This window comes from Staphylospora marina, assembly GCF_003856495.1.
GTDB lineage: Bacteria > Bacillota > Bacilli > Thermoactinomycetales > Thermoactinomycetaceae > Staphylospora > Staphylospora marina.
This window is the reverse complement of record NZ_CP034118.1, coordinates 1,308,557-1,332,588: the sequence shown is the minus strand read 5'-3', so window position 1 is coordinate 1,332,588 and position 24,032 is coordinate 1,308,557. Positions and strand designations below refer to the sequence as shown.

At 55.5% G+C, this 24,032-nt stretch carries 24 protein-coding genes; 10 read left to right on the top strand and 14 right to left on the bottom strand.

The features are described 5' to 3' along the window. Nucleotides 1-6: 6 nt before the first annotated feature. A complete protein-coding gene (locus EG886_RS13950; protein ID WP_241154402.1) occupies nucleotides 7-168 on the bottom strand; it encodes a hypothetical protein in 162 nt (53 codons plus the stop codon). Nucleotides 169-283: 115 nt separating this feature from the next. On the opposite strand from EG886_RS13950, the gene trhO reads away from it, so the two are divergent. From trhO to EG886_RS06640, 5 genes are all read left to right on the top strand, one after another. Then, complete coding sequence (gene trhO / locus EG886_RS06660; RefSeq protein ID WP_420894164.1) at nucleotides 284-1,201, top strand: oxygen-dependent tRNA uridine(34) hydroxylase TrhO; 918 nt, start codon at nucleotides 284-286, stop codon at nucleotides 1,199-1,201. 161 nt (nucleotides 1,202-1,362) lie between these two features. Then, the gene (locus tag EG886_RS06655; protein ID WP_164491700.1) at nucleotides 1,363-2,433 is read left to right on the top strand and encodes a tyrosine-type recombinase/integrase; all 1,071 of its coding nucleotides are present in this window, start codon (nucleotides 1,363-1,365) and stop codon (nucleotides 2,431-2,433) included. Between the two features lie 144 nt (nucleotides 2,434-2,577). After that, complete coding sequence (gene lexA / locus EG886_RS06650; protein ID WP_124727400.1) at nucleotides 2,578-3,195, top strand: transcriptional repressor LexA; 618 nt, start codon at nucleotides 2,578-2,580, stop codon at nucleotides 3,193-3,195. A 58-nt stretch (nucleotides 3,196-3,253) separates the two neighbouring features. Further along, nucleotides 3,254-3,916 (top strand): NAD-dependent epimerase/dehydratase family protein, encoded by a 663-nt coding sequence (locus tag EG886_RS06645; protein ID WP_124727399.1) that lies wholly within the window; start codon nucleotides 3,254-3,256, stop codon nucleotides 3,914-3,916. A 14-nt stretch (nucleotides 3,917-3,930) separates the two neighbouring features. Then, nucleotides 3,931-5,463, top strand: coding sequence for an MDR family MFS transporter (locus EG886_RS06640; protein ID WP_124727398.1), 1,533 nt, complete (start codon nucleotides 3,931-3,933; stop codon nucleotides 5,461-5,463). Nucleotides 5,464-5,553: 90 nt separating this feature from the next. On the opposite strand, the gene EG886_RS06635 is transcribed toward EG886_RS06640, so the two are convergent. After that, nucleotides 5,554-6,618 (bottom strand): tyrosine-type recombinase/integrase, encoded by a 1,065-nt coding sequence (locus EG886_RS06635; RefSeq protein ID WP_124727397.1) that lies wholly within the window; start codon nucleotides 6,616-6,618, stop codon nucleotides 5,554-5,556. Between the two features lie 238 nt (nucleotides 6,619-6,856). On the opposite strand from EG886_RS06635, the gene EG886_RS06630 reads away from it, so the two are divergent. Then, complete coding sequence (locus EG886_RS06630; protein WP_241154400.1) at nucleotides 6,857-7,819, top strand: threonine ammonia-lyase; 963 nt, start codon at nucleotides 6,857-6,859, stop codon at nucleotides 7,817-7,819. A gap of 53 nt (nucleotides 7,820-7,872) precedes the next feature. Here EG886_RS06630 and EG886_RS06625 read toward each other — a convergent pair whose 3' ends face one another. The 5 genes from EG886_RS06625 to EG886_RS06605 all read right to left on the bottom strand — a co-directional run bounded on the left by EG886_RS06625 (nucleotide 7,873) and on the right by EG886_RS06605 (nucleotide 13,273). Continuing rightward, nucleotides 7,873-9,060 carry a pyridoxal phosphate-dependent aminotransferase gene (locus EG886_RS06625; protein ID WP_124727396.1) on the bottom strand — a complete coding sequence of 396 codons (1,188 nt, stop codon included), beginning with the start codon at nucleotides 9,058-9,060 and terminating at the stop codon, nucleotides 7,873-7,875. A gap of 39 nt (nucleotides 9,061-9,099) precedes the next feature. Further along, the gene (locus EG886_RS06620) at nucleotides 9,100-10,317 is read right to left on the bottom strand and encodes an acetate/propionate family kinase (RefSeq protein WP_124727395.1); all 1,218 of its coding nucleotides are present in this window, start codon (nucleotides 10,315-10,317) and stop codon (nucleotides 9,100-9,102) included. Next, entirely contained in the window at nucleotides 10,314-11,165 is an 852-nt protein-coding gene (locus EG886_RS06615) for a 3-hydroxyacyl-CoA dehydrogenase family protein (protein WP_124728703.1), read from the bottom strand. Before EG886_RS06615 ends, EG886_RS06620 begins: the two co-directional genes overlap by 4 nt. A gap of 94 nt (nucleotides 11,166-11,259) precedes the next feature. Next, on the bottom strand, nucleotides 11,260-12,744 hold the full coding sequence (locus tag EG886_RS06610) for an AAA family ATPase (protein WP_124727394.1): 1,485 nt from the start codon (nucleotides 12,742-12,744) through the stop codon (nucleotides 11,260-11,262). Next, nucleotides 12,737-13,273, bottom strand: coding sequence for a hypothetical protein (locus EG886_RS06605; RefSeq protein ID WP_124727393.1), 537 nt, complete (start codon nucleotides 13,271-13,273; stop codon nucleotides 12,737-12,739). The genes EG886_RS06610 and EG886_RS06605 overlap by 8 nt, the downstream gene beginning before the upstream one ends. 224 nt (nucleotides 13,274-13,497) lie before the next feature. Between EG886_RS06605 and EG886_RS06600 the strand changes: the two genes are divergently transcribed. After that, nucleotides 13,498-13,692, top strand: coding sequence for a hypothetical protein (locus tag EG886_RS06600; protein WP_124727392.1), 195 nt, complete (start codon nucleotides 13,498-13,500; stop codon nucleotides 13,690-13,692). An 88-nt stretch (nucleotides 13,693-13,780) separates the two neighbouring features. On the opposite strand, the gene EG886_RS06595 is transcribed toward EG886_RS06600, so the two are convergent. Both EG886_RS06595 and ligD read right to left on the bottom strand, forming a co-directional pair. Next, nucleotides 13,781-15,049, bottom strand: a complete 1,269-nt coding sequence (locus tag EG886_RS06595) for an amidohydrolase family protein (protein ID WP_124728702.1) — start codon at nucleotides 15,047-15,049, stop codon at nucleotides 13,781-13,783. Between the two features lie 110 nt (nucleotides 15,050-15,159). Beyond that, nucleotides 15,160-16,098: a non-homologous end-joining DNA ligase gene (ligD, locus tag EG886_RS06590; RefSeq protein WP_241154399.1), complete on the bottom strand. Its 939-nt coding sequence runs from the start codon at nucleotides 16,096-16,098 to the stop codon at nucleotides 15,160-15,162. A 272-nt stretch (nucleotides 16,099-16,370) separates the two neighbouring features. On the opposite strand from ligD, the gene EG886_RS06585 reads away from it, so the two are divergent. Further along, nucleotides 16,371-16,631, top strand: coding sequence for a hypothetical protein (locus EG886_RS06585; RefSeq protein WP_124727391.1), 261 nt, complete (start codon nucleotides 16,371-16,373; stop codon nucleotides 16,629-16,631). 58 nt (nucleotides 16,632-16,689) lie between these two features. Here EG886_RS06585 and EG886_RS06580 read toward each other — a convergent pair whose 3' ends face one another. Next, nucleotides 16,690-17,595 (bottom strand): ATP-dependent DNA ligase, encoded by a 906-nt coding sequence (locus tag EG886_RS06580; protein ID WP_124727390.1) that lies wholly within the window; start codon nucleotides 17,593-17,595, stop codon nucleotides 16,690-16,692. Nucleotides 17,596-17,930: 335 nt separating this feature from the next. Further along, on the bottom strand, nucleotides 17,931-18,329 hold the full coding sequence (locus EG886_RS06575) for a pyrophosphohydrolase domain-containing protein (RefSeq protein ID WP_124727389.1): 399 nt from the start codon (nucleotides 18,327-18,329) through the stop codon (nucleotides 17,931-17,933). Nucleotides 18,330-18,490: 161 nt separating this feature from the next. On the opposite strand from EG886_RS06575, the gene EG886_RS13705 reads away from it, so the two are divergent. Beyond that, complete coding sequence (locus tag EG886_RS13705; RefSeq protein ID WP_164491699.1) at nucleotides 18,491-18,646, top strand: hypothetical protein; 156 nt, start codon at nucleotides 18,491-18,493, stop codon at nucleotides 18,644-18,646. A gap of 65 nt (nucleotides 18,647-18,711) precedes the next feature. Here the strand turns inward: EG886_RS13705 and EG886_RS06570 are convergent, their stop codons facing one another. Continuing rightward, entirely contained in the window at nucleotides 18,712-19,746 is a 1,035-nt protein-coding gene (locus EG886_RS06570; RefSeq protein ID WP_206425351.1) for a ribonucleotide-diphosphate reductase subunit beta, read from the bottom strand. Between the two features lie 36 nt (nucleotides 19,747-19,782). Next, nucleotides 19,783-22,005, bottom strand: coding sequence for a ribonucleoside-diphosphate reductase subunit alpha (locus EG886_RS06565; RefSeq protein ID WP_124727388.1), 2,223 nt, complete (start codon nucleotides 22,003-22,005; stop codon nucleotides 19,783-19,785). 517 nt (nucleotides 22,006-22,522) lie between these two features. Here EG886_RS06565 and EG886_RS06560 point away from each other — a divergent pair. Continuing rightward, a complete protein-coding gene (locus EG886_RS06560) occupies nucleotides 22,523-22,852 on the top strand; it encodes a DMT family transporter (protein ID WP_124727387.1) in 330 nt (109 codons plus the stop codon). A gap of 69 nt (nucleotides 22,853-22,921) precedes the next feature. Here the strand turns inward: EG886_RS06560 and trxB are convergent, their stop codons facing one another. After that, nucleotides 22,922-23,872, bottom strand: a complete 951-nt coding sequence (trxB, locus tag EG886_RS06555) for a thioredoxin-disulfide reductase (RefSeq protein ID WP_124727386.1) — start codon at nucleotides 23,870-23,872, stop codon at nucleotides 22,922-22,924. Nucleotides 23,873-24,032 lie beyond the last annotated feature (160 nt).

The following is a 24,032-nucleotide window of genomic DNA, read 5'->3' as shown; positions in this document are numbered from 1 at the left end:
TTCTCATCAATCGAAGGTGAAACGGGCGTTCTCAGCTTGAACTGAGGCTTCTGGTCCCGCCCGCTTCCATTCTGCTGTTTCTTTTGATTTTTCCTGGAGAAAATCATCTCTCGACACCCCGTCCGGAAAACCCTTTTTCTTACTGTTTTCCGGAACGTGGAAATTCATTCGCGAATCTTCGGGTTCCGGCCGGGTTTGGCATCCCGTCAGCCATGATGTATACTGAATATCGAAGTTTTCCCGATAACCGTTGACGGAAGAACGGAAAGAGAGTGAGTGTATGATGGCAAAACCGCAACATCTCTTGGATGCGGATGAATCCATGCCTTACCGCATTCTTCTTTTCTATAAATATGTGCATATTGACGATCCCGAATCGTTTGCGAACGAACACCGGGAACTTTGCAAGAATTTGGGTCTTCTCGGGAGGATTCTCATTGCCCGGGAAGGGATCAACGGAACGCTCTCCGGAACCGTCGAACAAACGCAAAAATACATGGATTACATGCATGCCCACCCCCTGTTTCATGACATGGTGTTCAAGGTGGACCCCCATCACGGCCATGCATTTCGCAAGCTGAAGGTGAAACCGCGCAAGGAGATTGTCACATGGCGGCTGGAGGAGGACGTGGATCCGTCAAAGCAAACGGGCAAGCGTCTGTCTCCCAGGGAGTTTTACGAAATGCTGCAACGGGACGATGTCATCGTGGTGGACGGACGGAACGACTATGAATATGACATCGGTCATTTCCGCGGAGCGATTCGTCCGGAGGTGCGGACCACCCGGGAGTTTCCGGAGTGGGTTCGGGACAAACTGGCCGCTTACAAGGACAAACCCATCGTCACCTATTGCACGGGCGGGATCCGGTGCGAAAAACTGACCGCATTCATGTTGAAGGAAGGATTCCGTGACGTGTACCAATTGGACGGCGGCATTGCCACCTATGCCAAGGACCCCGAAGTCAGGGGGAAATGGTTTGACGGAAAGATGTATGTCTTTGATGATCGGATCGCCGTCCGGGTCAACCAGGAAGAAGACATCGTGGTCGGAAAGTGCCACCATTGCGGAAAACCGGCGGATCGTTATATCAACTGTGAGTACCAGATGTGTCACAAACAGCACATTTGCTGCCACGAGTGCGAGGAAATCCACCACGGTTACTGCAGCGACGAATGCGAAGAAAAAGATCAGATCCAGTGATGCGGCATCAAGTGGACCGATGGACACCATGCCGCGGGTCGTCGGGGCTCCCTCAGGTCCGGGCCTGAGGGAGCCCCCGAATGTTCCGCCTCTCCTGCAGCGGTCCCTGTCCGGTGCAGAATGGGCAGAGTTTGCGCGTGTCACGGAAAGGGGGAGGTTTGTTGGAGTCCCGGTTTGTTTCCAGGCGACTTCCCGACAATGTGAACCGGATCGTCAGCCGCTTCCCCGAAGAAGTGCAGGATTTTTTTCTCGAAATGATCAGCGCGGAGCGGTCGGTTCAGACGATTGCCAATTACGCGTACGATTTCGATCTGTTTTTCTCCTTTCTCGAATCGTCCGGCAAAACCTTGGAGCAGACGGATGCCCGGTTGCTCAAACGGTTTTTCCGGACGGTCGAGAACGGATATGAACGAACGGTTCGCGTGAAACTCCCGCGAAGGGATGCGCGCACCGGTGAAGTGCGGGACGAATGGGTGGAGCGGAAACACTTCCGGATCAACTCCCAAAGCGGCAAGCAGCGAAAACAGGCCTCCCTCCGCTCGCTGTTCCGATATCTGGTGAAGACCGGAGTGCTTTCGAGGGATCCGATGGAGGAATATGAGGACGCTTCCCTCAAGGCTCGTCGGCGAAAAAAGGTTCCCGTGTTTCTCACTCGGGAGGAGGCGGCTCGTCTGATTTCCGCCGTGGACGCCTATCACCGGCAAAAAGGGGTCAAAAGTGCCGGATGGATGGAGGCCCGTGATCTGGCGGTGATCCTTCTGTTCCTTTCCACCGGCGTGAGGGTGTCGGAGCTGGTGGATCTCGATATGACCTCCGTTCAGGCCGACGGTGACTCCTGGCGCATCATCGTCACGGGGAAAGGCGGAAAGCAAAGGGTTCTCATGCTCAACACAAAAGCCTCCGAAGCGCTGCGGCGTTATCTCGCGATGCGCCCGGAGACGGAAGACAACGCGCTTTTTCTCAACAAGCTGAAACGCCGCATCAGCCGGAAAGGTGTATCGGAAATCGTGAAAAAAATGGTGCGTATGGCCGGCCTCCCGCCGAAAGCCGCGGCCATCTCGCCGCACAAGCTCCGCCACACTTTGGCGACCCTGCTTCTGATGAACGGGGAAAATCTTCGGGTGGTGCAGGAGATTCTCGGTCACTCCAGCATCCAGACCACCCAGATTTACACCCATGTGATCAATACCGAAAAAGACCAGGCCTTGTCCCGGTTGGAACGCCTCCTCTGACGTTGCATGGTCCCCGAACCGGCGTTTCGGGAACAAATATTCTTCCAAATGTTTGTTCTTTCCTTGAGGATCATGTATACTGTGGATAGACGAACAAAGGGACGTACGGAATCCATCCCTGACAGAATGAGGGGGAAGAGTATCATGAGCAAGCTGTCTCCCAGACAGCGGATGATTTTGGATTACATCATCAAGGTGGTCAATGAAAAAGGATACCCACCTTCGGTTCGTGAAATCGGTGAAGCCGTGGGCCTTGCGTCCAGCTCCACCGTTCACGGTCATCTTTCCAGGCTGGAGAAGAAAGGATACATACGTCGCGATCCCACGAAACCCCGTGCCATCGAGCTCTTGGTCGACCGCGGCGAGCAAGTCGACCGGGAATTCGTCAAGGTTCCGCTGGTGGGAAAAGTCACGGCGGGTGAACCGATCACGGCAGTGGAGAACATCGAGGATTATTACCCCCTCCCCCGTCGCATGATCGGAGATGACCAGACCGTGTTTCTTCTGTCCGTGCAAGGAGACAGCATGGTGAATGCGGGCATTCTGGACGGGGACTATGTGGTGGTTCGCCAACAACCCACCGCGGAAAACGGAGACATCGTGGTGGCGATGACTCCCGACGGAGAAGCGACCATCAAACGGTTTTTCAGGGAGAAAGATCATGTCCGTCTGCAACCGGAAAACGATCGCCTTGAACCGATCCGCTTGAAAGAAGTCGCCGTTCTCGGGAAAGTGATCAGTTTGATCCGCGAAGTCGTTTGAGTACGGAAACCCTCCCGCCAGGAGAGGGTTTCCGTTCTTTTGAGGGAGGATGGTTCCGGTGGGAAAAACCGCCCTTGTGCTTGGTGCAACGGGATTGGTCGGAAAGGAACTGACCCGGTTGTTGCTGGAGGATGACCGGATTTCCCGGGTGGTCTCGGTCCATCGCCGCACGACCGGCATCGTCCATCCAAAACTGGAAGAACGAATCATGAACCTGGATCACATGGAAAAAGCGGTCGATCTGTTCTCGGCTGATGACATATATTGTTGTTTGGGAACCACCATCAAAAAGGCCGGAACCCGGACCGCATTCGGAAAAGTGGACCTGGAATATCCGCTGGCCGCGGCACGGCTTGCCAAACAGTCCGGCGCCGGAAAGTTTTTGGTGATTTCATCCATGGGAGCAAATCCGAACTCCCCGTTTTTCTATTCCCGGATCAAGGGGAAACTGGAAGAAGAACTGATGAAAACGGGCCTGCCCGCTCTCTTCATTTTCCGCCCGTCCCTGCTGCTGGGAAAGCGAAACGAACGGAGAGTTGCCGAAGATTTCGCGGCCTCCGTGTATCGCAAATTCCCCGGGGTGTTCGCCGGCAAATTCCTGGCTCCGTACCGGCCGGTTCCCGCCGAAGCGGTGGCTCGCGCCATGATTCACATGGCCATGACGGATTGCCGGGGGGTTCATATCGTATCGTCAAGTGAAATTCTCGATGCATTTTCCTGAAAGGGGTCATTTTCATGTCACAGCGATCAAACAAGCCCGGATTTGTGGTGGCGGGTCTTTTGCTGGGGATTCTGATGGCGGCCATGGACAACACCATCGTCGCCACCGCCATGGGCACCATCATCGCGGAGCTCGGAGGCCTTGACAAATTCGTCTGGGTGACTTCCGCGTATATGATTGCCGCGATGGCCGCCACGCCGGTGTTCGGAAAACTGTCCGACATGTACGGACGGAAGCGCTTTTTTGTGTTCGGTTCGCTCGTTTTTCTCGTCGGGTCCGCATTGTGCGGAATGGCGGACAGCATCATCGAGCTCAGCATCTACCGGGCCGTTCAGGGCATCGGAGGCGGAGCGCTGATGCCGATTGCGTTCACCATCGTGTTTGACATCTTTCCTCCGGAAAAACGCGGAAAAATGACGGGGTTGTTGGGCGCCGTCTTCGGCGTGTCCAGCATTTTCGGACCGCTTCTCGGCGCCTACATCACCGAAGCGATCAGCTGGCGATGGGTCTTTTACATCAATCTGTTGCCCGGCGTGATTTCCGTCTTGCTGGTGGTGTTGTTCTACCGGGATTCCCTGGAGAAAAGCAAACAAAAAATCGACTGGTTGGGCGTCGCCACACTGGTGTTTGCCGTCACCAGTCTGATGATCGTCCTGGAAACCGGAGGCACCACGTATGCGTGGGATTCCCCCGTCATCCTCGGGTTGTTGGCCGCCTTTGTCCTGCTGACCGTCGCGTTTGTGTACGCGGAAAAAAGGGCGGCGGAGCCCGTCATTTCGTTCGCGATGTTCCGCCAACGTCTGTTTGCCACCAGTAACTTGGCCGCCTTTTTCATCGGCGCGACGTACATCGTGGCCACCCTGTACATCCCGCTTTTCGTCCAAGGCGTATTGGGCGGCACGGTCACCAACTCCGGCATGATTCTGCTTCCCATGATGCTGGGGAGCGTGGTGGCGAGCCAGATCGGCGGAATGCTTGCCAACCGGTTCAGCTATCGGACGATCATGCTCGTGTCGGGCATCGTGTTCGTTGCGGGCATTCTGCTGTTGAGCACCTTGTCCGGAGAGACGTCCCGCGAAGTCGTCACCCTTTACATGATCATTGTGGGGCTTGGTACCGGGGCCCACTTCTCCGTGTTGGGCATGGCGGCCATTCACCACTTCGACATCCGGCAACGCGGCACGGCCAACTCGACGCTTGCCTTCCTTCGCTCTTTGGGCATGGCGCTGGGAATCACCGTGTTCGGGATCATTCAGCGGAACCTGTTCGAATCGGGCCTCAAGAACGCTTTCCCCTCCGGTGGCGGTGCGGGGCACGGGGCATTCGGGGATCCTCGGGCACTTCTCTCTCCGGAAGCGAGAATTCGCATTCCGGAACACGTGCTGAATCAGATCACGGACGTTTTGTCCACGTCCATCGCCAAAACGTTCATGTGGGCGTTGATCCCCGCCGTGCTTTCCTGCGTGGTGATTTTCCTGATGAGCCGCGAACGACTGGATTCCCTGGAAAGCAGTGCTCCCGTCAAGCCGGCGCCGTCCGGCGAATAACCGAAAACCGGCCGAAGACAAATTCAGTCAAAAAGCCGCCCGTGATTGACGGGCGGCTTTTTGCGTGGTCACTTCCACGCGTCACTTCCATCAGGGCATTCCGGCCACCGGTTCCATCAGGCGGTCCAACCGGTCCAAAGCCCCGTCTTTTTCGTCGTTGATGACGTGGGTGTAGATCTGGGTGGTTTGAATGCTGGAATGACCGAGAATCTCCTGCACCACCCGAAGATTTTCCCCGTTCATCAGAAGCAGGGTCGCCAAGGTGTGGCGGAGCTTGTGCGGGGATATTTTCTTGGCTTTAGGAGGAAGTCCTGCTTCCTTGACATACTTGTCCACCAATTTCCCTACCGCTCTCCGATCCATCCTGCATCCGTATCTGTTCAGGAAGAGCGCTTCCCGATGGCCGTCCGCGGGCATGGGTCTGGCGTCGAGATACTCCCTGAGCGCATCGGAGGCCGTTCGGTTCAATTTGAGAACCCTCTCCTTCCCGCCTTTCCCGAACACGATGATCCGCCATACGCCGTGTTGCTCCTGCAAGCTGTTCAGATTGAGCCCCACCAGCTCGGACACCCGCATTCCGGTGTTCAACAAAAGCAGCAGGATGGCGCGATCTCTTTTCTCCAGCCAACTCATCTTGACAAAGCGTCTGCCCTCGAAAAAAGTGTGGATGGCTTCCACCAGCTTGACGGCTTCCTCCTGCGTCAAAAAGACGGGGACCCGTTTGTGACTCCTGGCCTTGAGCGTGCTGTCTTCGTATTCCTCCATCGGGTTGCGGTCCAACGCCCCCGATTTCACCAGGTAGCGGAACAGAGAACGGAGCGAAGCGCGTTTTCTTTTTTTTCCGCTTTGGGAATTCTCGCGGAAGAAGGTTTGTTCCACCAATTTCCCGTGAATTTCCCGCACCACTTTTCTCTCGTAACCGTTTTCGATATGACGGAAAAACCGCCGGATGGTCCTCCCGTCCACGTCCTCGAGTTCCAGCCCTTTGGATTCCAGATAATCAAAAAACAGCGAGAAATCGTAAATGTAATTGATGACGGTTTGAATCGAACGGTCCGCGCTGATCATCTCAAGAATGAAGTCCTGAACGTCTTCGGGGAATTTCATTGCCAACCGATTGATGCTTTTCGGCAACTTTCTGGACAACACTTCCATCCTCCGGCCCCCTCTCCGTGTGTATGATGACGCGATACGAGCGACAAAATCGTTGTTTTGTCACTCATATTATTATATATCAATTCCATTTGTTATAATAGCTTTGATTGGTGTATTCAATCAATATTTAAATGAGTGGATGTGATGTAACACAATATTCAAGTTGACACAGGAGGATTATGTCTTTTTCGTAGAAAAGTCAACGTTGGCGCCAGATTCGACGAAGGAGGCTGTGTCAGTGCTGTCCATCCAAGACATACGGGAGGCCATGGAACGCATTCATCGTCACACCACACGGACTCCCGTCTTTACCTCCCGTTCGCTCAATGAGTGGACCGGCAAGGAAGTGTATCTCAAATGCGAATCCTTTCAGAAAGGAGGGGCGTTCAAATTCCGGGGAGCCTTGCATGCCATCTCCCGGCTGACCGACGAAGAGAAAAAGCGGGGGGTGATTTCGGCATCCTCCGGCAACCATGCCCAGGCAGTCGCGTTGGCGGCAAGGATCCACGGTACCGTTCCGGTCCTCCTCATGCCGGCGGATGCGGTAGAAGTGAAGGTGGAAGCCGTTCATTCTTACGGAGGAACCATCATCTTCTATGACCGTTTTCACGACGACCGGGACACCCTGGAAAAAAACCTGGCCCATGAACGTGGATTGACGATCATTCCTCCCTACGACCATCCCCATGTCATGGCGGGTGCCGGCACGGTCGCTCTGGAGTTGCTGGAAGAAGTCCCGGATCTGGATGCCATTGTCGTGCCCGTCGGGGGAGGCGGATTGATTTCGGGAACTGCCTGCGCGGCACAAGGAATCCGTCCGTCGATCCGGATATTCGGCGTGGAGCCTGAAGGTGCGGAAGACACGCTTAAATCCATCCGGTCCGGAAAACGGGTGCAAATCAATCCTCCCGACACGATTGCCGACGGACTCCGGGCCACCCGGCCTGGATTGTTGACATTCCCCATCATTCAAAAGCGCGTTGAAAACATATTCACCACCCGGGATTCCGAAATTGTGGAAGCCATCCGGTTTTGCCTGTTCCGCCTGAAGCTGGTGATCGAACCCTCCGGAGCGATCGCCTTGGCCGCCGTCCTCAAGAACCGGTTGCCGAGCGACGTCAAACGGGTGGGCGTCATCCTCAGCGGGGGCAACATCGATCCCGGATGCCTCCGATCCATTTTGGAATCCAAGCAGGACTGACATACATAAGCCGAAAACAAAAGACCCGCCATTCGGATGGCGGGTACATGCTCTTACTTTTTATTCCCTTTCACAAACCGTTCGATCCGGTCGAGGGCTTTCTCCAGTTTGTCCATGGATGTGGCGTAGGAAATGCGGATATGGTCATCCGACCCGAAAGCGGACCCGGGCACGACGGCAACCAGTTCTTTTTCCAGAAGTGCCGTGGACCATTCGTCCGAAGTTTTGAAACCGGCCTGATCCATGGCGCCGCGGATGTTGATGAAGGCATAGAAAGCGCCCGGCGGCTTCAGGCAGTGGAATCCGGGAATCCGGTTCACTCGGTCGATCACGTAATCCCGGCGCTGGCGGAACGCTTTTTTCATTTCTTCCACCGGTTCGTGAGTGCCGGAAAGAGCCGCGATGGCTGCGTACTGCGCGATGGACGTCGGATTGGACGTGCTGTGGCTGGCCAGGTCGGTCATGGCTTTGATGACGGGTGCGGGGCCTGCCGCAAAGCCGATCCGCCAGCCGGTCATGGAATATGTTTTGGAAACGCCGTTGATGACCACGGTCCGCTCATACAGTTCGGGGCCGAGCGCGGCGATGCTGACGTGTTTGACTCCTTCGTCATAGATCAGATGTTCGTAAATCTCGTCGGACACGATCAAGAGATCACGGTCCACGCAGATTTTGCCGAGCGCCCGAAGCTCTTGTTCGCTGTAAACCATGCCGGTGGGGTTTGACGGACTGTTGATGAGAACGGCCACGGTCCGGTCGGTGATGGCCTGTTTCAACTGTTCGGGAGTCATTTTGAACCCGTTGTCCTCGGATGTTTCCACCACCACGGGCACTCCCCCGGCCAGTTTGACCTGTTCGATGTAGCTGACCCAGTACGGAGACGGGATGATCACTTCATCCCCTTCGTCCAAGACGGCCTGAAACAGGTCGTACAATGCATGTTTGGCACCGACGGTCACGGTGATTTGCGACGGCTCGTAAGAGAGGCCGTTGTCCCGTTTGAGTTTTTCCGTGATCGCCTGTTTCAGCTCCGGAATGCCGGCGGACGGGGTATATTTGGTGTGACCCGCGTCCATGGCGGCGACGGCGGCGTCCATGATGTGCCGGGGTGTGTTGAAGTCCGGTTCACCTGCTCCCAGCCCGATGACGTCCTTGCCTTCGAGGCGAAGGGCTTTGGCTTTGGCCGTGATGGCCAGCGTCAGGGATGGCGACAATTGCTGTACACGTCTGGACAGTTTCAACGATCTGTCCCTCCTTGAAGGGAAGTTGCAAATTCCCTCTCATCTTACCATTTTTTCCTGAGCTTCGACCAGTGCGCGGGTTTCCCGGGCGATCATCAATTCCTCGTTGGTGGGAATGACCAGAACATCCACTTCGGAGTCCGGCGTGCTGATTTTCCGGTCTTCCTTGTTCCCTTGATCATTGGCTTCAAAGTCCAGGTTGATGCCGAGGAACGTGAGCCCTTGACACACCCGCTCGCGAATGTACGAGGCGTTCTCCCCGACACCTGCCGTGAATACGAGAACATCCAGTCCGTTCATGGCCGCCGCGTATGCCCCGATCATTTTGCGCAAGCGATATACGTACATGTCGATGGCCAGGCGCGCCGACCGGTTTCCGTCAAACATGGCTTCCATCACTTCGCGCAAATCGCCGGAAACTCCGGAAACCCCCAGCAATCCGCTGTGTTTGTTCATCATCGATTTCACTTCGCCCAGCGTCAATTCTTCCTTGGCGATGACGAACGGAACGATGGCCGGATCAATGTCGCCGCAACGAGTCCCCATCATCAACCCTTCGAGCGGTGTCATCCCCATGCTGGTGTCCACCGATTTTCCCCCGGAAATGGCCGCCAGGCTGGCTCCGTTTCCGATGTGACAGGTGATCATTTTCAGCTGGTCCAGCGGTTTTTGCAAAAACTCCGCGGCTCTTTGGGACACGTATTTGTGCGATGTCCCGTGAAATCCGTACCGCCGGATCCGGTACTTCTGGTACAACACCCGGGGAAGCGGGTACATGAAGGCGTAATCCGGCATGGTTTGGTGGAAGGCGGTGTCAAACACGGCCACGTGAACGGCATGGGGAAGCTGGTTTTGCGCCGCGTCAATCCCGAGGAGGTTGGGCGGATTGTGCAGGGGAGCCAAGTCAATCGTTTTCCGAATGGCTTGTCGAACCTGATCATCGATGATCACGGAACCGGAGAAATACTCTCCTCCGTGCACCACCCTGTGTCCCACCGCCGCCACTTCTTCGGCGCTTTCCATCACTCCGTCTTCGGGATCCATCAAAAGCTGGATCACCTTTTTCAGGCCTGTCCGGTGCTCCAGAATTTCTTCCGCGAGCACTTTCTCTTCGCGCCCGGGCACCCGATGCTTGATGATGCCTCTTTCAGACCCGATTTTCTCAACCAGGCCGGAGGCCAGCACCTGTTCCCCGTTCATTTCGAACAATTGATATTTGATCGAAGAACTGCCGCAATTGATCACCAGAATTTTCATGCCCGTTCCTCCTCGCCGGCGATCCGTTCGCCGTCTTCGGTGTATCGGAAAAATCCTTCCCCCGTCTTCACGCCCAAATGACCGGCGCGGACCATTTTTTTGAGCATCGGAGCCGGCCGGTAACGGGTGTCCCCGAATTCCCGAAAGAGGCGTTCCAGCGCGGCCAGGACGGAGTCCAGTCCGAAGCGGTCCGCCATCTCAAGCGGCCCCGCGTGAAACTGGTATCCGACTTTCATCGCCCGGTCAATGTCTTCCGCCGTTGCCACGCCTTCCATCAGGGTATAGACCGCTTCGTTGATCAACAGACAAATGAGCCGCGTGGTCACGAACCCCGGAGACTCATAGACTTCAATCCCTTCCATCTCCAGCAAACCGAGCAGCTCCACGATGTTCTGGACGGTTTCCCCCGATGTTTTCAATCCGCGTACCACTTCCACGACGGGAATCTTTTGAACCGGCGGAACAAAATGAAGACCAATCACCCGGTCCGGACGATTCGTGACGGCGGCGATCTCCGTGATGGACAAGGTGGAGGTGTTGCTCGCCAGGATCACGTCCGGTCGGCAAAATTGGTCGCACAATCGAAACACGGATTTTTTTGTGTCGAGATCTTCGTAAACGGACTCAATGACAAGATCGGCGTTTCGAAGAGCCTCGGGATCGGAAGTTGCCCGAATCCGTGACAGTGTCAGTTTTTTTTCGGCGGGAGTGATGCCCCATTTGGCCAGCTGTTTGTCCAGGCTGAGCTCGATGTGGTGCACCGCTTGGCGGGCCGATTCTTCGGACTGCTCCAATACGGTGGTTTCCAGCCCTCTGGACGCCAGGAGTTCGGCAATGCCACGGCCCATGGTGCCGCCCCCGACCACGACAACATGATGAATGGAAGTCACTTTACCCTTGCTCCTTTCCCCCGTTTGAACGGTGTCTATTGTAGCAAGGTTCTCATGCACATTTCGTTAACAATTTGCGAAAATCGTCGCCGCTGAGTTCTTCTTCCTCCAAAAGGCGCATCAGCAGGTGATCGAACATCGGGCGAATCGCTTTCAGATCTTCAAGGGTTCTGTCATAAATTTCGGCAAGGATGGCCCGGATCTCATCGTGATATTCCCGGGAATCGATCAGACCGGGATCAATGATGCCGAGTCGGGACATGCCGGTTTCCACCAACGCACGGGCATAGCGGATCGCCTGCTCGTAATCGTTCTTGGCTCCGGTGCTGCGGCTTCCGTACACCATTTCCTCCGCGGCGGCTCCCGCGAGACAAATGCGGATTTGGCCTTCCAGCACATCGCGGGTGTAAAGATGCCGGTCTTCCCCGGGATGTTGCCGGACATAGCCGAGCGCTTGTCCTCGCGGGGACAGGACCACCCGGGACACGGAGCCGCTGCGGACACGTTCCGCGACGATGGCGTGGCCCAACTCGTGAACGGCCACCCGTTCCTTCTCCTCCCGCGATGCTTCACGGTCCGTTTGTTCTCCCATCATCACTTTGTCGATGGCCAACGCAAAATGTTCCGGGCCGATTTCCGATTTTTCTTCGCGCAGAGCGTAAATGGCCGCCTCGTTGGTGACGCTCTCCAGTTGCGCCCCCGAAAAACCGAACGTCTCCGCCGCGATTTTTTCCAAATCCACTTCAGGAGAAAGAGGTTTGTTGCGGGTATGCAACCGGAGGACCTGGAGTCGTCCCTTCTTGTCGGGCAGATCCACGGAAATGTGCCGGTCAAACCGTCCGGGACGGAGAAGAGCCGGATCCAGCATGTCTTTCCGGTTGGTGGCGGCCATGACCAACAAACGAACGTCGGGATCCACATTGATTCCGTCCATTTCGGTCAGCAACTGGTTGAGGGTTTGATCGTATTCCCGGTGTGATGTCCCTTCCCGTTTGCCCCCGATCACATCGATTTCGTCGATGAACACAATGGCGTTGGTTTTGCGGTGCTTGCGCGCCAGAGTCCGCGCCTGCCGGAACAGATCCCGGATGCGTTGGGCTCCCACCCCGACATACATTTCGACGAATTCGCTTCCGGAAGCGCTGACAAACACCGAGTCGGTATGATGGGCCGCCGCTTTGGCCATCAGCGTTTTTCCGGTTCCGGGCGGGCCGGTCAGCAAAATTCCCTTGAGCGGTCGAATGCCGTAGTCGGCGATTCTGTCGTGATGAATGAGAAAATCGAGAGCCTCGATCAGCTCTTGCTTCGCCCGTTCCTGACCGCCGATTTCCGCGAAATCCACAGTGGGGATCGAATCGGCGGACTTTCCGTTTTTTCGCAATTTTCCCGTGCGCTGTTGGGCGACGCGTGGTCCGGCGAGAAACAAAACGGCCGCCACCACGCCCGCCAGCAGGACGAGCGGAACGGGGTCAAATCCCAGATACAGCAAAAACAAAAGCGCGGCGATTCCCGAGCCGATGAATACGGGTTTAATCAATAGTGTTCACCTCGCTTTCCGCCTTATTCAGAGGCACGATCCGAACGAGGAAGCGGTCTCCTTTCCCGAGTTCCAGGTATACAAACCGTTCATCCATGCGGGCGGATGCCGTGATTCCCGTTTCCTTTTGCAAATCGGACAGCGCTTCCGGAATCTTGGTGTATTCCCGTTTGGCAATGCCTTCTTTCACAGCGAACGCCACCCGGTCCCAAGCGGCGAGGAGTTCGGGAGATTCCGTTCCGGTGATCACATCGACCGACAAACGGCGGGCTCCCGCGGCCGACTCGATCCGCTCGATCATCTCCCTGCAGCGGGGAGAAAGCACAAATCCCGGTTTGACCTTGAGTCGAAGATTCACTCTCTCCGGAGAAATTTCCAAATGGGTGACGGTGGCTGCGCCGGCTTCGAGAACGGCTTGCCGGATCGGCTGTCTCACGCTCCATTCCTGAAACGCAAAGTAACCGCCGAACAAGACGAAAAGCGTGACAACCAGACCGACGACGGCCCTTTTGACTTGACTTTTTTCCATTGTCACGCCTCCTTCCGAAAAATGCACCGATATATATCAATCTATGACTTGTGTCCCAAGATACATACAACAGTATAGCACATGGTATACACACCAAGAGATGGGGAACGTTGGAAAGCCCAGAAAACAAAAGAAGCCCGGTTTCCCGGGCTTCGGAGAAAAATGTGTCAACATATTGCCGTAAGCTTCGGTGATACTAACAGCATCAAGGGAGGTGAACACACATGCCTGCAGCTCCGGCGTCCGGCTGGATCCTGGACCTGCTCCAGGCTCACCTGTCCCCCGAAGAATTGCAGAGAGTGCGTCCCATTCTCCTGGCGGAAACGTGGACCTCCCCCTCGGCCCGTCACCGCTCATGGATGAATGAACACGCGGACATTCCTTTGCGCTTTGATTTGAAAATCGACATAAAAGGATGACTTGGTGCTAGTATGACTTGGAAAACTCCCGCCTATCCCTTTCGCCCGAAGGAAATGGCTGCCAATCCGACGGCAGCTTCTTTTTCTTTTATTCTCGGGCAATGGCTTGAAACGCCCGGACCGCTTCAAATTTGATCCGTTCTTCATCCATGCTGATGATTTCGTTGTTCCTCATCAGGAACCGCCCGTCGACCACCACGTCCCGGACATCCGCGCTGGAAGCCGAATAAACGATGTGGGACACGATGTCGTGGAGCGGTTGCATGTGTGCTCCCGTGAGATCAATCGTGATGAAGTCCGCTTTCTTTCCGGGCTCCAGTGTTCCGATTTCCCCGTCGAGAAAAATGGCCTCGGCTCCCCAGGAAGTTCCCATCTTCAACGCGACATGCGCGGGCACGGCCTCGGGATCTTCACCGACACCCTTGTGGATCAGTGCCGCCAGGCGGATTTCCTCCAACATGTCGAGATTGTTGTTGCTGGCCGCTCCGTCCGTCGCCAAGCCGGGTCGGATTCCCTTCTTCAGCATGGCGGGAATCCGTGCAATGCCGCTCCCCAATTTCAGGTTGCTGCCGGGGTTGTGAGCCACCTTCACGTCATGTTCCGCCAGAATGTCGATTTCTTCGTCCGTGAGGTGCACGGCATGGGCAACCAGCGACGGGAGCTCGAAAAAGCCCAGCTTGAGCAAGTGCTCCACCGGTCTTGCCCCGTAGTCCCGCACATTCTGCTCCACCTCCGCCCGCGTTTCGGACATGTGGGTGTGGATGGGCAAATTCAATTCGGCGGCCTTCTCCACAAAACGACGGATATAGTCAGGCGGACATGTGTACGGTGCATGGGGAGCAAGCATGGTGGTGATGCGTCCGTCCGCCGCTCCGTGGAAGGTGGTGGCGAACTGTACGGCATCATTGAATTTGTGGTCTTGAATTTCCTTGCCGCCCAGACCGATGACTCCGCGGCACAGTCTGGCACGCAGGCCCGCTTCGTCCACGACTTGAGCCACCGCGTCCATGTGGTCATACATATCCAGAAAACAGGTGGTGCCCGAGCGGATCATTTCCAATACGGAAAGGGCTGTTCCCGCATACACTTGATCCCGGGTGAACCGGGCTTCCATCGGCCACATTTTCTCTTCAAGCCAGGTTTGCAGCGGAAGGTCGTCCGCATATCCCCTGAGGATCGACATGGCGGCGTGGCAATGGGTGTTGACCAAACCCGGCAACAGGGCTTTACCTTCCATATGAATCACTTCATCATAGCGGTCCATCTCTTCTTCAGACGGGACAGGCCCCACATATTCAATCCGGTCTCCGTTTACTCCCAATGCACCCTTTTCAATGATCTCCCGGCCGTCCACCATGGTGACGACGGCCGCTCCGACAAACAGCCGTTTCAATCGGGTTCCTCCTCACACCATTGGTTCACAGGAATAGCGCATCTTCCTAAATGTATCATGAACCGCCGGATGCATCAAAGGCGCCGTTTCTCAATGAACGCAAGAATCCGATCCAATCGGTATCCGGGACCGTTGTAAAGCGGGTCGAACAAATCCCCCTTTTGCTCCAGCCTCGGAAAAATCGTGCGCAGGTTCCAGTCGGCGGGAACGAGATCCGGCGTCACTTCCTCCCAAAGCAAAGGGGTGGCCACCGCCGCGGCGGGATTGGCCCGCGGCGAATATGGAGCGATCAGAGTTTTCCCCCGCCAATGTTGCAAGTAATCAAAGTAAACCTTGTCTCCCCGTCGTTTGACCTGCCGGGTCACCGTGACCAGCAGGGGGTGTTGCTCCGCCAGATAATGGGCGATGAATTTCCCCACCTTTCGGGTTTGTTCATACGTATACTTTCCCTCCAGCGGGACGTGAATCTGCAGCCCGCTGGCTCCGGATGTCTTGATGAAGCCGTCCAGATCCATCCGCCGGAGCACTTCACGGGTGAGCAGTGCAGTTTCCGCCACTTTTGAAAAATCATCCACGCTGGGATCGAGATCAAACACGATCTCCGGAGGCGTGTTCGGCCCATCCGTCCGATGAAACGCGACGTGAAACTCCAGGCAGGCCAGATTGGCCAGCCAGATCAATGTCGCCACGTCATTGAGCAGGATGTGCTCAATGTCTCCTTCCCGAGCGGTGGCAATCCACTCCGGGGTGTGATCCGGAGCATTCTTCTGGTAGAAAGACTCTCCATGAATGCCGTGGGGGTATCGGATGACCGTCAGGGGACGAAAGCGGGTCCCTTTGAGCAGAAACGGCGCGAGTCTCCCGCAGGCGAGCACATAATCCCACTTGGTGATCCCCGCTTCGGGATAAAGCGGTTTGTCGGGATTGGAGATCTTGATTTCCTTGTCATCAACCCGAAGATAGCGGGCTTCTTCCCTCAAATCGGACACCCCCGCCCATTTGTCTTTGGACAACCGGCCAATTCGTCCCCTGCTCCATAAAGTAAATAAGACCACATGTGAAAGGAGGGATTCCGAGTGCCGGAGCATGCACATGATCAACTTCATCTCCGCGAATCCGGCCTTCCGGAGACTTCACAGTGGTTTCCCGTCGTGCCGCCGGTGATCCCCGTTTTCCCGTGGACACCGTTCTTCCGACCCTATCCGTTTTTCGGACCGTTCTTTCCGTATGTCCCGTTCAGACCATACAGACGGTACCGATACTACTGATTCCGGAGGTGGAGAGATTGAACAACTGGTACGATTCCCCTGAATCGCCCAACTACTGGGATTCTCCCTACAATCTGAATGACTGGGATTCCCCCTACGACATTTCGGAGGATTACATGCATGCCCTCGATCCCGAAGACGCTGAAGCCCAACAATGGAGGAGAAGACGCAGACGCCGGCGCTATCCATCCTACCCGTATCCCTATCCGTATTATCCGTACCCGTATCCGCCGGTCATCGTGGTGCCTCGTCGTCGGAGACGCAGAAGATATCGGTGAGGGCCGGTCATGCGACCGGTTCCGTTCACTCGTGAATGCCCCCATTGGGGGCTCTTTTTCATTTGACGAATCCCAGGATCACCGGGGAGCGAAGGGTTCCGTCCGGACTCCACTCCATGAATTTCACTTTGACTTTCAGAACCGGGGGAAGCCAAACGACCTCCTCACCCGGAAGCAGAGAAGCATGCACCGCCGGAGATGTCCGCGCCTCTTGCGAACGACACCACTCGGTGAGCAGGGAAAGATCCCGGGATGTCAATCCGGAAGCGGCCCGTCCGATCCAACGCAGCTTCCCGTCCTCCTCCACGGCCAACAACAGCGAATGCACCACGCCGCCCTTCAGCAAACATCCGGCCACCAAGGCTTCCAACCTGCGAAAATGCTTCAGTTTTCTCCAGGTGGGATGTTTCCGTCCGAAGTGGTAAACGCCGCTTCGCTCTTTGATCACGATCCCTTCCCACCCCCGTTCTTCCGTAAAACGCCACAGCGATTCCCCATCATCGGAGGTGGGACAACACCGTACCACCGACTTGTTCTCCAAACGGTTTTCCAATAACTTCAATCTCTCCGCAAGCGGCAAGTCGGTCAGCCATGTCCCGTCCAGATAGAGCAGGTCAAACACCATGTAGCAGACCGGAATCGAGTCCACGGCCCGGAGAATGCGACTCTCCGATTTCAACCGATCCCGTTTCATCACCTCAAAAAAATCCGGCTTCCCGTTTTTGACGGCCACCATCTCCCCGTCCAAAACGGCCGTTGTTCCGGCAAATTGCTTCTCCAATTCCGCGCGGACCTCCGGATACGTTCGGGTTCTTTCCCGGTGCTTGCGCGTGTACAGTTGCACGTTTCCTTCCCCGATGTTGGCCAGAATGCGCACTCCGTCCCATTTGATCTGGTAGAGATCGTTTGCGGACGGCTTCAGTTGGTCAATCATTACCGGTTCCATCGGATGAATCCATTTCATATCCGCAGGTTCCTTTCGTGGGTACCCTGGTACTCGTGTTATTCATCAAGTTGTTTTGTTTGCATCACAAACTTGTTTACGATGATATCGAACGAGATCCCCGGGCACAGGGTCCTTTTCATTACCCGCGCCGGCGGAGATTTCCCGGAAAGCGATGTCGGAATTTATCCTTGCCCATCGCTTTTTTTCTCATCCGGGGCCGTATTCAAAAAGCCGTGCCGGAAACCCCGACACGGCCGCATGCCTTCATGGGCGGATTGCCGCTACCCTTCGTCGCCCGCTCTGACGTTCCGTTCGGGAACTTCTCCCCGCTTCAAGGCTCCGTATGTTCTCCGTCATTCCCTTCTGTCGCCGTTTTGCCGGAGAATCTCATTCCGGATCTTCGGCATCGGGTCCTTCCAATCCGGCGGTTTGATCACTTTGCCGTCCGATTCCCTCCGGCGGGGCTTTCCGTCCGGCCACAATTTCCCCATGTTGGCTTCATGCACGATGTCAAACAGGGCTTTCGGCCGCACTCCCATCTCCACCAACGTTCCGAGCGCCAGGTACATCAAATCGATCATCGCGTCCGCCTGTTCCTCCACACTGCGGGCGCGTCGAAACTCCTCCAGTTCCTCCTTCATCCAGGCCGCCCTCTTCTCCACCCTGCCCCGCCCCAACAAGGACGGAGTGTCCCGATCCGGAACATCAAATCGTTGGTGAAACTCCCTGACTTTGTCCCACGAGCTGTCCATTCGGCATTCCTCCCTGGAGATTGTCGGTCACGAACTTTTCGGTTTGCGATGCAAACTTGTTTGGATTATGCATCATTCGTTTTTTGACACGGGACGGGGATCAGCGCTTCATATCCATTATTGATGCTGAATAATTTCTTTTTGGGAAGGAGGTGAAAACCATGCCGGTCCTTCTGTTCCAAATCGCCCTGGTCGTCATCCTCATTCATGCCGTCTACTCCGCCATCCAGTCCGCCCAAGGTCAGAACTGGTTTGAATTCGCCTACCGTCTGGCCGTGGGTGTCGCCGCTCTGTGGTTCCTCCTGCAACATTTGTAACACACCCGATCCCTTCATGAAAAAATGCCTCCCCTGCCACTCTTCGGGGAGGCGCGCAAGACCACTCAAAGATCACCGAAATCGAGTGTGCCCGCTTTGGTGTAGTTGGTCACCTTTTGTTCGAAGAAGTCCGTCTTGGTTGCATTGAGGTTGGAGAAGCTCTCCACCCATTTCATCGGATGGGTGGTCACTTCGGGATACAGCACGTCCAACCCCAGGCGGGTGAGACGTTCGTTGGCCAGATATTTGATGTACCGGTCGATCAGTTCATTGGTGAGTCCATGAATCTTGTTGTCCGTGATGTACTGACCCCAACGGATCTCGTGCTCCACGGCGGTGCGGGCCATGTCACGCAGTTCTTCGATGAATTCCGGGGTGAAGATTTCCGGATTTTCTTTGCGCAATTCCTTGAAGATATTTTGGAACAGCACCACGTGGGTCAGCTCGTCCCGCTGGATGTATTTGATGATCGTCGCCGTGGCGGTCATCTTTCCGTTTCTGGCCAGCGAATAGAAGAACGAAAAGCCGCTGTAGAAGTAGATCGATTCCAGCAGGAAGTTGGCCATGCAGGTACGGACGAAGTTCAGGTCGTTCTTGTCATCGACGAAACGCTGGTACTGGTCGGCGATGAACTTGTTGCGGGCCAGCAGATGTTCGTCGTTGCGCCATTCGTCATAGATGTTTTCACGCGTTTCCGGAGAGCAGACACTGTCCAGGATATAGCTGTAAGACTGGGCATGGATTTCTTCTTGGAACGCGTGGATATTGAGCAGCGAGCATACTTCCGGAGCCGTCACATACTCGTTGATGTGCGGCAGGTTTTCCCCCTGGATCGAGTCCAGAAAGTTGAGGAAAGAGATGGTTTTGTCAAAGGCACGACGCTCTGCGGGCGTGAGTTCCATGAACTGTTTGGCGTCGCCGGCCAGCGGAATTTCTTCCGGAATCCAGAAGTTGTTCAACATGGTGCGGTAAAGCTTGTGCGCCCAGTCATACTTGATGCGGTTCCATTCACGCAGGTTGGTGGTGTTTCCGTTGATCATGCGCTGGGTGCCGCGTTGACCGTTTTCATTGAAGATTTTCTTCCGTGACAGTTTCTCCAAGATCAAACCCTCCCGTGAGAAGCGTCAGCAGCCCGCTCAGGACGAGCAGCTGACGCATTCTTCCACTTCGATGGATTGATTGCGGACATAGTAAATCGTTTTGAGCCCTTCCCGCCATGCCGCCATGTACAGCTCCAGGAATTCCCGGGCGCTGGTGTTCGGCGTGATGTACAGGTTGATCGACTGAGACTGGTCGATGTGTCGCTGACGAACGCCTGCCGCACGGATGGACCAGTGCTGGTCGATATGATGGGCTTCCTTGTAGTACCAGAACGTCTCGGGAGACAGGTTGGGCGCCGTTTGCGGAATGACCGCCCCGCGCTTTTCTTCGACGAAGAATTTCGCGAAGACCGGATCGATGCCGGCGGTGGAACCCGCAATGAGGGAAGTGGATCCGGTCGGGGCCACGGCGAACACCCAAGCGTTCCGCATGCCGTGTTCGGCCACGAGCCGTTTCAACTCTTGCCAACGCTCCGAAACGTATCCGCGGCGTTCGAAATATTCCCCGGTGTGCCACTCGCTTCCCTCAAACAGCGGGTATCTTCCCTTCTCCCTGGCGATCTCCATCGAGGCCTTGATCGCGTGATAAGCCAGTTCTTCGAAGAGCTTGTCCGCCTCTTCCAGATGTTCCTCCGACTCCCAGGCGATTTTCCGCTGGGCCAGGTACTGGTGATAACCGCTGGTTCCGAGTCCAACGGCCCGGTACTTGCGGTTGGTCACTTCCGCCTGTTTGACCGGATACAGGTTGAGATCGATCACGTTGTCCAGCATCCGCATCTGGATGGGAATGATCCGGGCGATATCCTCCATGGACCGGACCCGTCCGAGATTGATGGAAGAAAGGTTGCACACCACGAAATCTCCCGGCTTCTGTTTGGTGACGATCACCGGTTCCCCGTTTTCGTCGATGAGCTCTTCGCTGATCAACTCGGTCGGGGTCATGTTCTGGCAGATCTCCGTGCAAAGGTTGGAGGAATAGATCATGCCCGTGTGTTTGTTGGGATTGGCCCGGTTGACGGTATCCCGGAAGAACAGGAACGGAGTGCCCGTTTCAAAAGCGCTGACCATGATGCGTTTCATGATCTCGATGGCCGGGATCTCGGCTTTGGCCAACCCGGGGGTGTTCACGCACGCCTCATACCGGCGTTCAAACTCCTCACCCCAGGCATCTTCGAGAGACCAGCCCATTTGCAAGCGCACTTCATGCGGATCGAACAGGTACCAGGTTCCGCGCTCCTCCACCGTTTTCATGAACAGGTCGGGGATGCAGACACCCGGGAAGATGTCATGAGCCTTCAACCGGTCGTCACCGTTGTTGGTTTTCAGGTTGAGGAAGTCCAAGATGTCGGCGTGCCACACGTCGAGATAGATGGCAAAGGCACCGCGGCGTACCCCCAGTTGGTCGACGGCGACCGCCGTGTTGTTGTAGTTGCGGATCCACGGGATCACGCCGCCGGAAGCACCCTTGTGACCGCGAATTTTGGACCCCTTGGAGCGAACCTTGCCCAGGTAAATCCCCACTCCGCCACCGTGTTTGGAAACCTGGGCGGTGGACGAGTTGGTGTTGTAGATGGACCACAGGGAGTCATCCACGGTGTCGATGAAACACGAAGACAATTGGTGAAGCGGCTTTCCGCTGTTGCTCAGGGTCGGCGTGGCCACCGTCATCTCCAGTTTGGAGAGCACTTCATAAAATTGCTTGGCCCATTTGACCCGTTCCTTTTCCTTTTGTGCCAGGTGCATGGCGATCACCATGAATCTCTCTTGCGGGAGCTCCATCACTTTGCCGTCATAGTCCCGCACGATGTACCGGTCGGCCAGCACCTTCAAACCGATGTAGTTGAAGAGAAGATCCCGTTCGGGAACGATCGTTTCCTGAAGTTCGCGAATTTCCCCGGGAGTGTAAGTGTCGAGCAAATATTTTCCGTACAGCCCTTTTTCGGTCAGAGTATGTAACAGCGAATGGAAGTCACCGTACTTCCCGGCAGGATCGTATCCGCGATTTCGGGCTGCTTGCGCGTAAAGGGCATGTGCCAGCAGATGGGAGGCAACAAATTGCCAGTCAGGCTCCTCGACGCTCGTTTTTTCCACCGCTGCCTGAATGACGGTTTTCAGCACGTCTTCTTCCGTCATCTCCCCGGTCACTTGGACGGAGGCTTCATCGATCAGCGAATTCTTGTCCAGATGGGGAAAGCGGGCGAACACTTCACCCAGAAGCGGTTCAAACGGCGCCAGCTTTTCGCCAGCGAGATTCAGCATTCCGATCACGTCCTACTATATATAGTTGCTTCTGTAGTATAGCCAATACTAGATATTGTGCCAAACGACAAAAAAACAGATATCGGTTGTTTTTCCGCCCAAATGGGAAGCTCCCTCGCTCTTGGTTGCTTTTTCGCGTTCAATCTCTTCATTCTCACGGTTGACGAAAACGCCCGACAGATTAACAAACTCAAAGCGAAAATAACTATTAATCAAAAACATATTTGACACGAATAAACCGTATGAAAACACGTTTTATTCATAATATCGGGTCAAAAAAACAAAAATCCGCGCTTCACCTCCGCTCCCTTCGGAGACGGCGCACGCGAAGATCCGCAATTGATGAAACCACGGATTCTATGTGGTAATCAACTGGAATTTATTGTATAATAAAATAAAAATCCATTCGTTGACAGCGGGTGACACCATGCGAACCCCGGATTAGAATTCCTGCCCCGGATCCGGCCTGTTGCCGCCGCCGAATCGTCGCCGTGAAATCAACCGACGGGGTGGGATCATGAAACCGTATTTATGGTTGCTGCTCGCGATCATGGCCGAAGTGATTGCCACTTTTGCGTTGAAAGAGTCCGAGGGATTCACCAAACCGATTCCCGGTCTGATTGTCGTGGCAGGAACGGTGACCGCTTTCGTCTTGTTCTCCCTCTCCTTGCGGGAGATCCCGGTGGGCATCGCTTATGCCGTCTGGTCCGGTCTGGGGACGGCCGGAACGGCGATTGTCGCTCACTTTTTCTGGAACGAACCCCTCAACGCTTCCCAATTTGCCGGCATCTTCATGATTCTCGCCGGCAGTCTGCTCGTCTACCTGCCCGGTGCATCGGCCGGTTGATCCATGAAGAAAGGCCGCTATTGAAGCGGCCTTTTCGCATGTATTCAGATCCTTCCGGCAAAAACGGCATCACAGCGTTTGACTCCAGTCATGGGTCATGCTTCCCTCGAGCCAGCGTTCGCAATCCAGCGCGGCCATGCAACCGCTTCCCGCAGCGGTGATCGCCTGGCGATACACGCGATCCTGGACATCCCCGCAAGCAAACACTCCCGGAACGCTGGTGAGGGTCGAACCCGGTTTGACCCGGATGTAACCCAATTCATCCATCTCCAGCTGCCCTTTGAGGAAATCCGTGTTCGGTTTGTGCCCGATGGCCACGAAGATCCCTTCCGTTTCCATCAATTCTTCCTGACCCGTTTCATTGTTTCTGACTTTCAGTCCGGCCACCGTCCCCTGCTCCGTCCGCACCACTTCAAGAGGCGTACGGTTCATGCACCACTTGATCTTGTCATTTTGCCGCGCCCGTTCTTGCATGATCTTTGACGCGCGAAGCTGGTCTCGGCGATGCACCACGGTGACCTCCGACGCGAAGCGGGTGAGGAACGTGGCTTCCTCCATGGCCGAGTCCCCGCCGCCCACGACGATGATCCGCTTTCCGCGGAAGAAAAATCCGTCACAAGTGGCGCAAGTGCTGACCCCCATCCCGATGCTCTCCCGCTCTCCGGGAATGCCGAGAAGTTTCGCCGATGCTCCGGTGGAAATGATCAGTGCGTCCGCTTCCAGCGTCTCCTTCTCACCGATCCAAAGTTTGAACGGACGGGACGACAGATCAACTTTCTGCACCCATGCTCTCCGGAAGCGGGCCCCGAACCGCTCGGCCTGTTTTCTCATGTTCTCCATCAGGTCCGGACCGAGGATTCCTTCCGGGAAACCTGGGAAATTCTCCACATCCGTCGTGGTGGTGAGCTGACCGCCGGGTTCCGGACCTTCCACCACCAACGGCTGCATGTTGGCGCGAGCCAGATAAATGGCCGCCGTCAATCCGGCCGGACCCGAGCCGAGAACAATCACTCTGTGCATCTGTCATTCCTCCACGTTTTGTACTTATGTACGGATTGAAACCGTCCAAATTACCATATTCATTTTATCAATCCGGCGCCTTTTCACAAGCGTCCGGTCATGAAATTTATCATACCCTCCCCTCCTCCGGATGAAACAAAAGAATTTCGTTCCCGAAAAA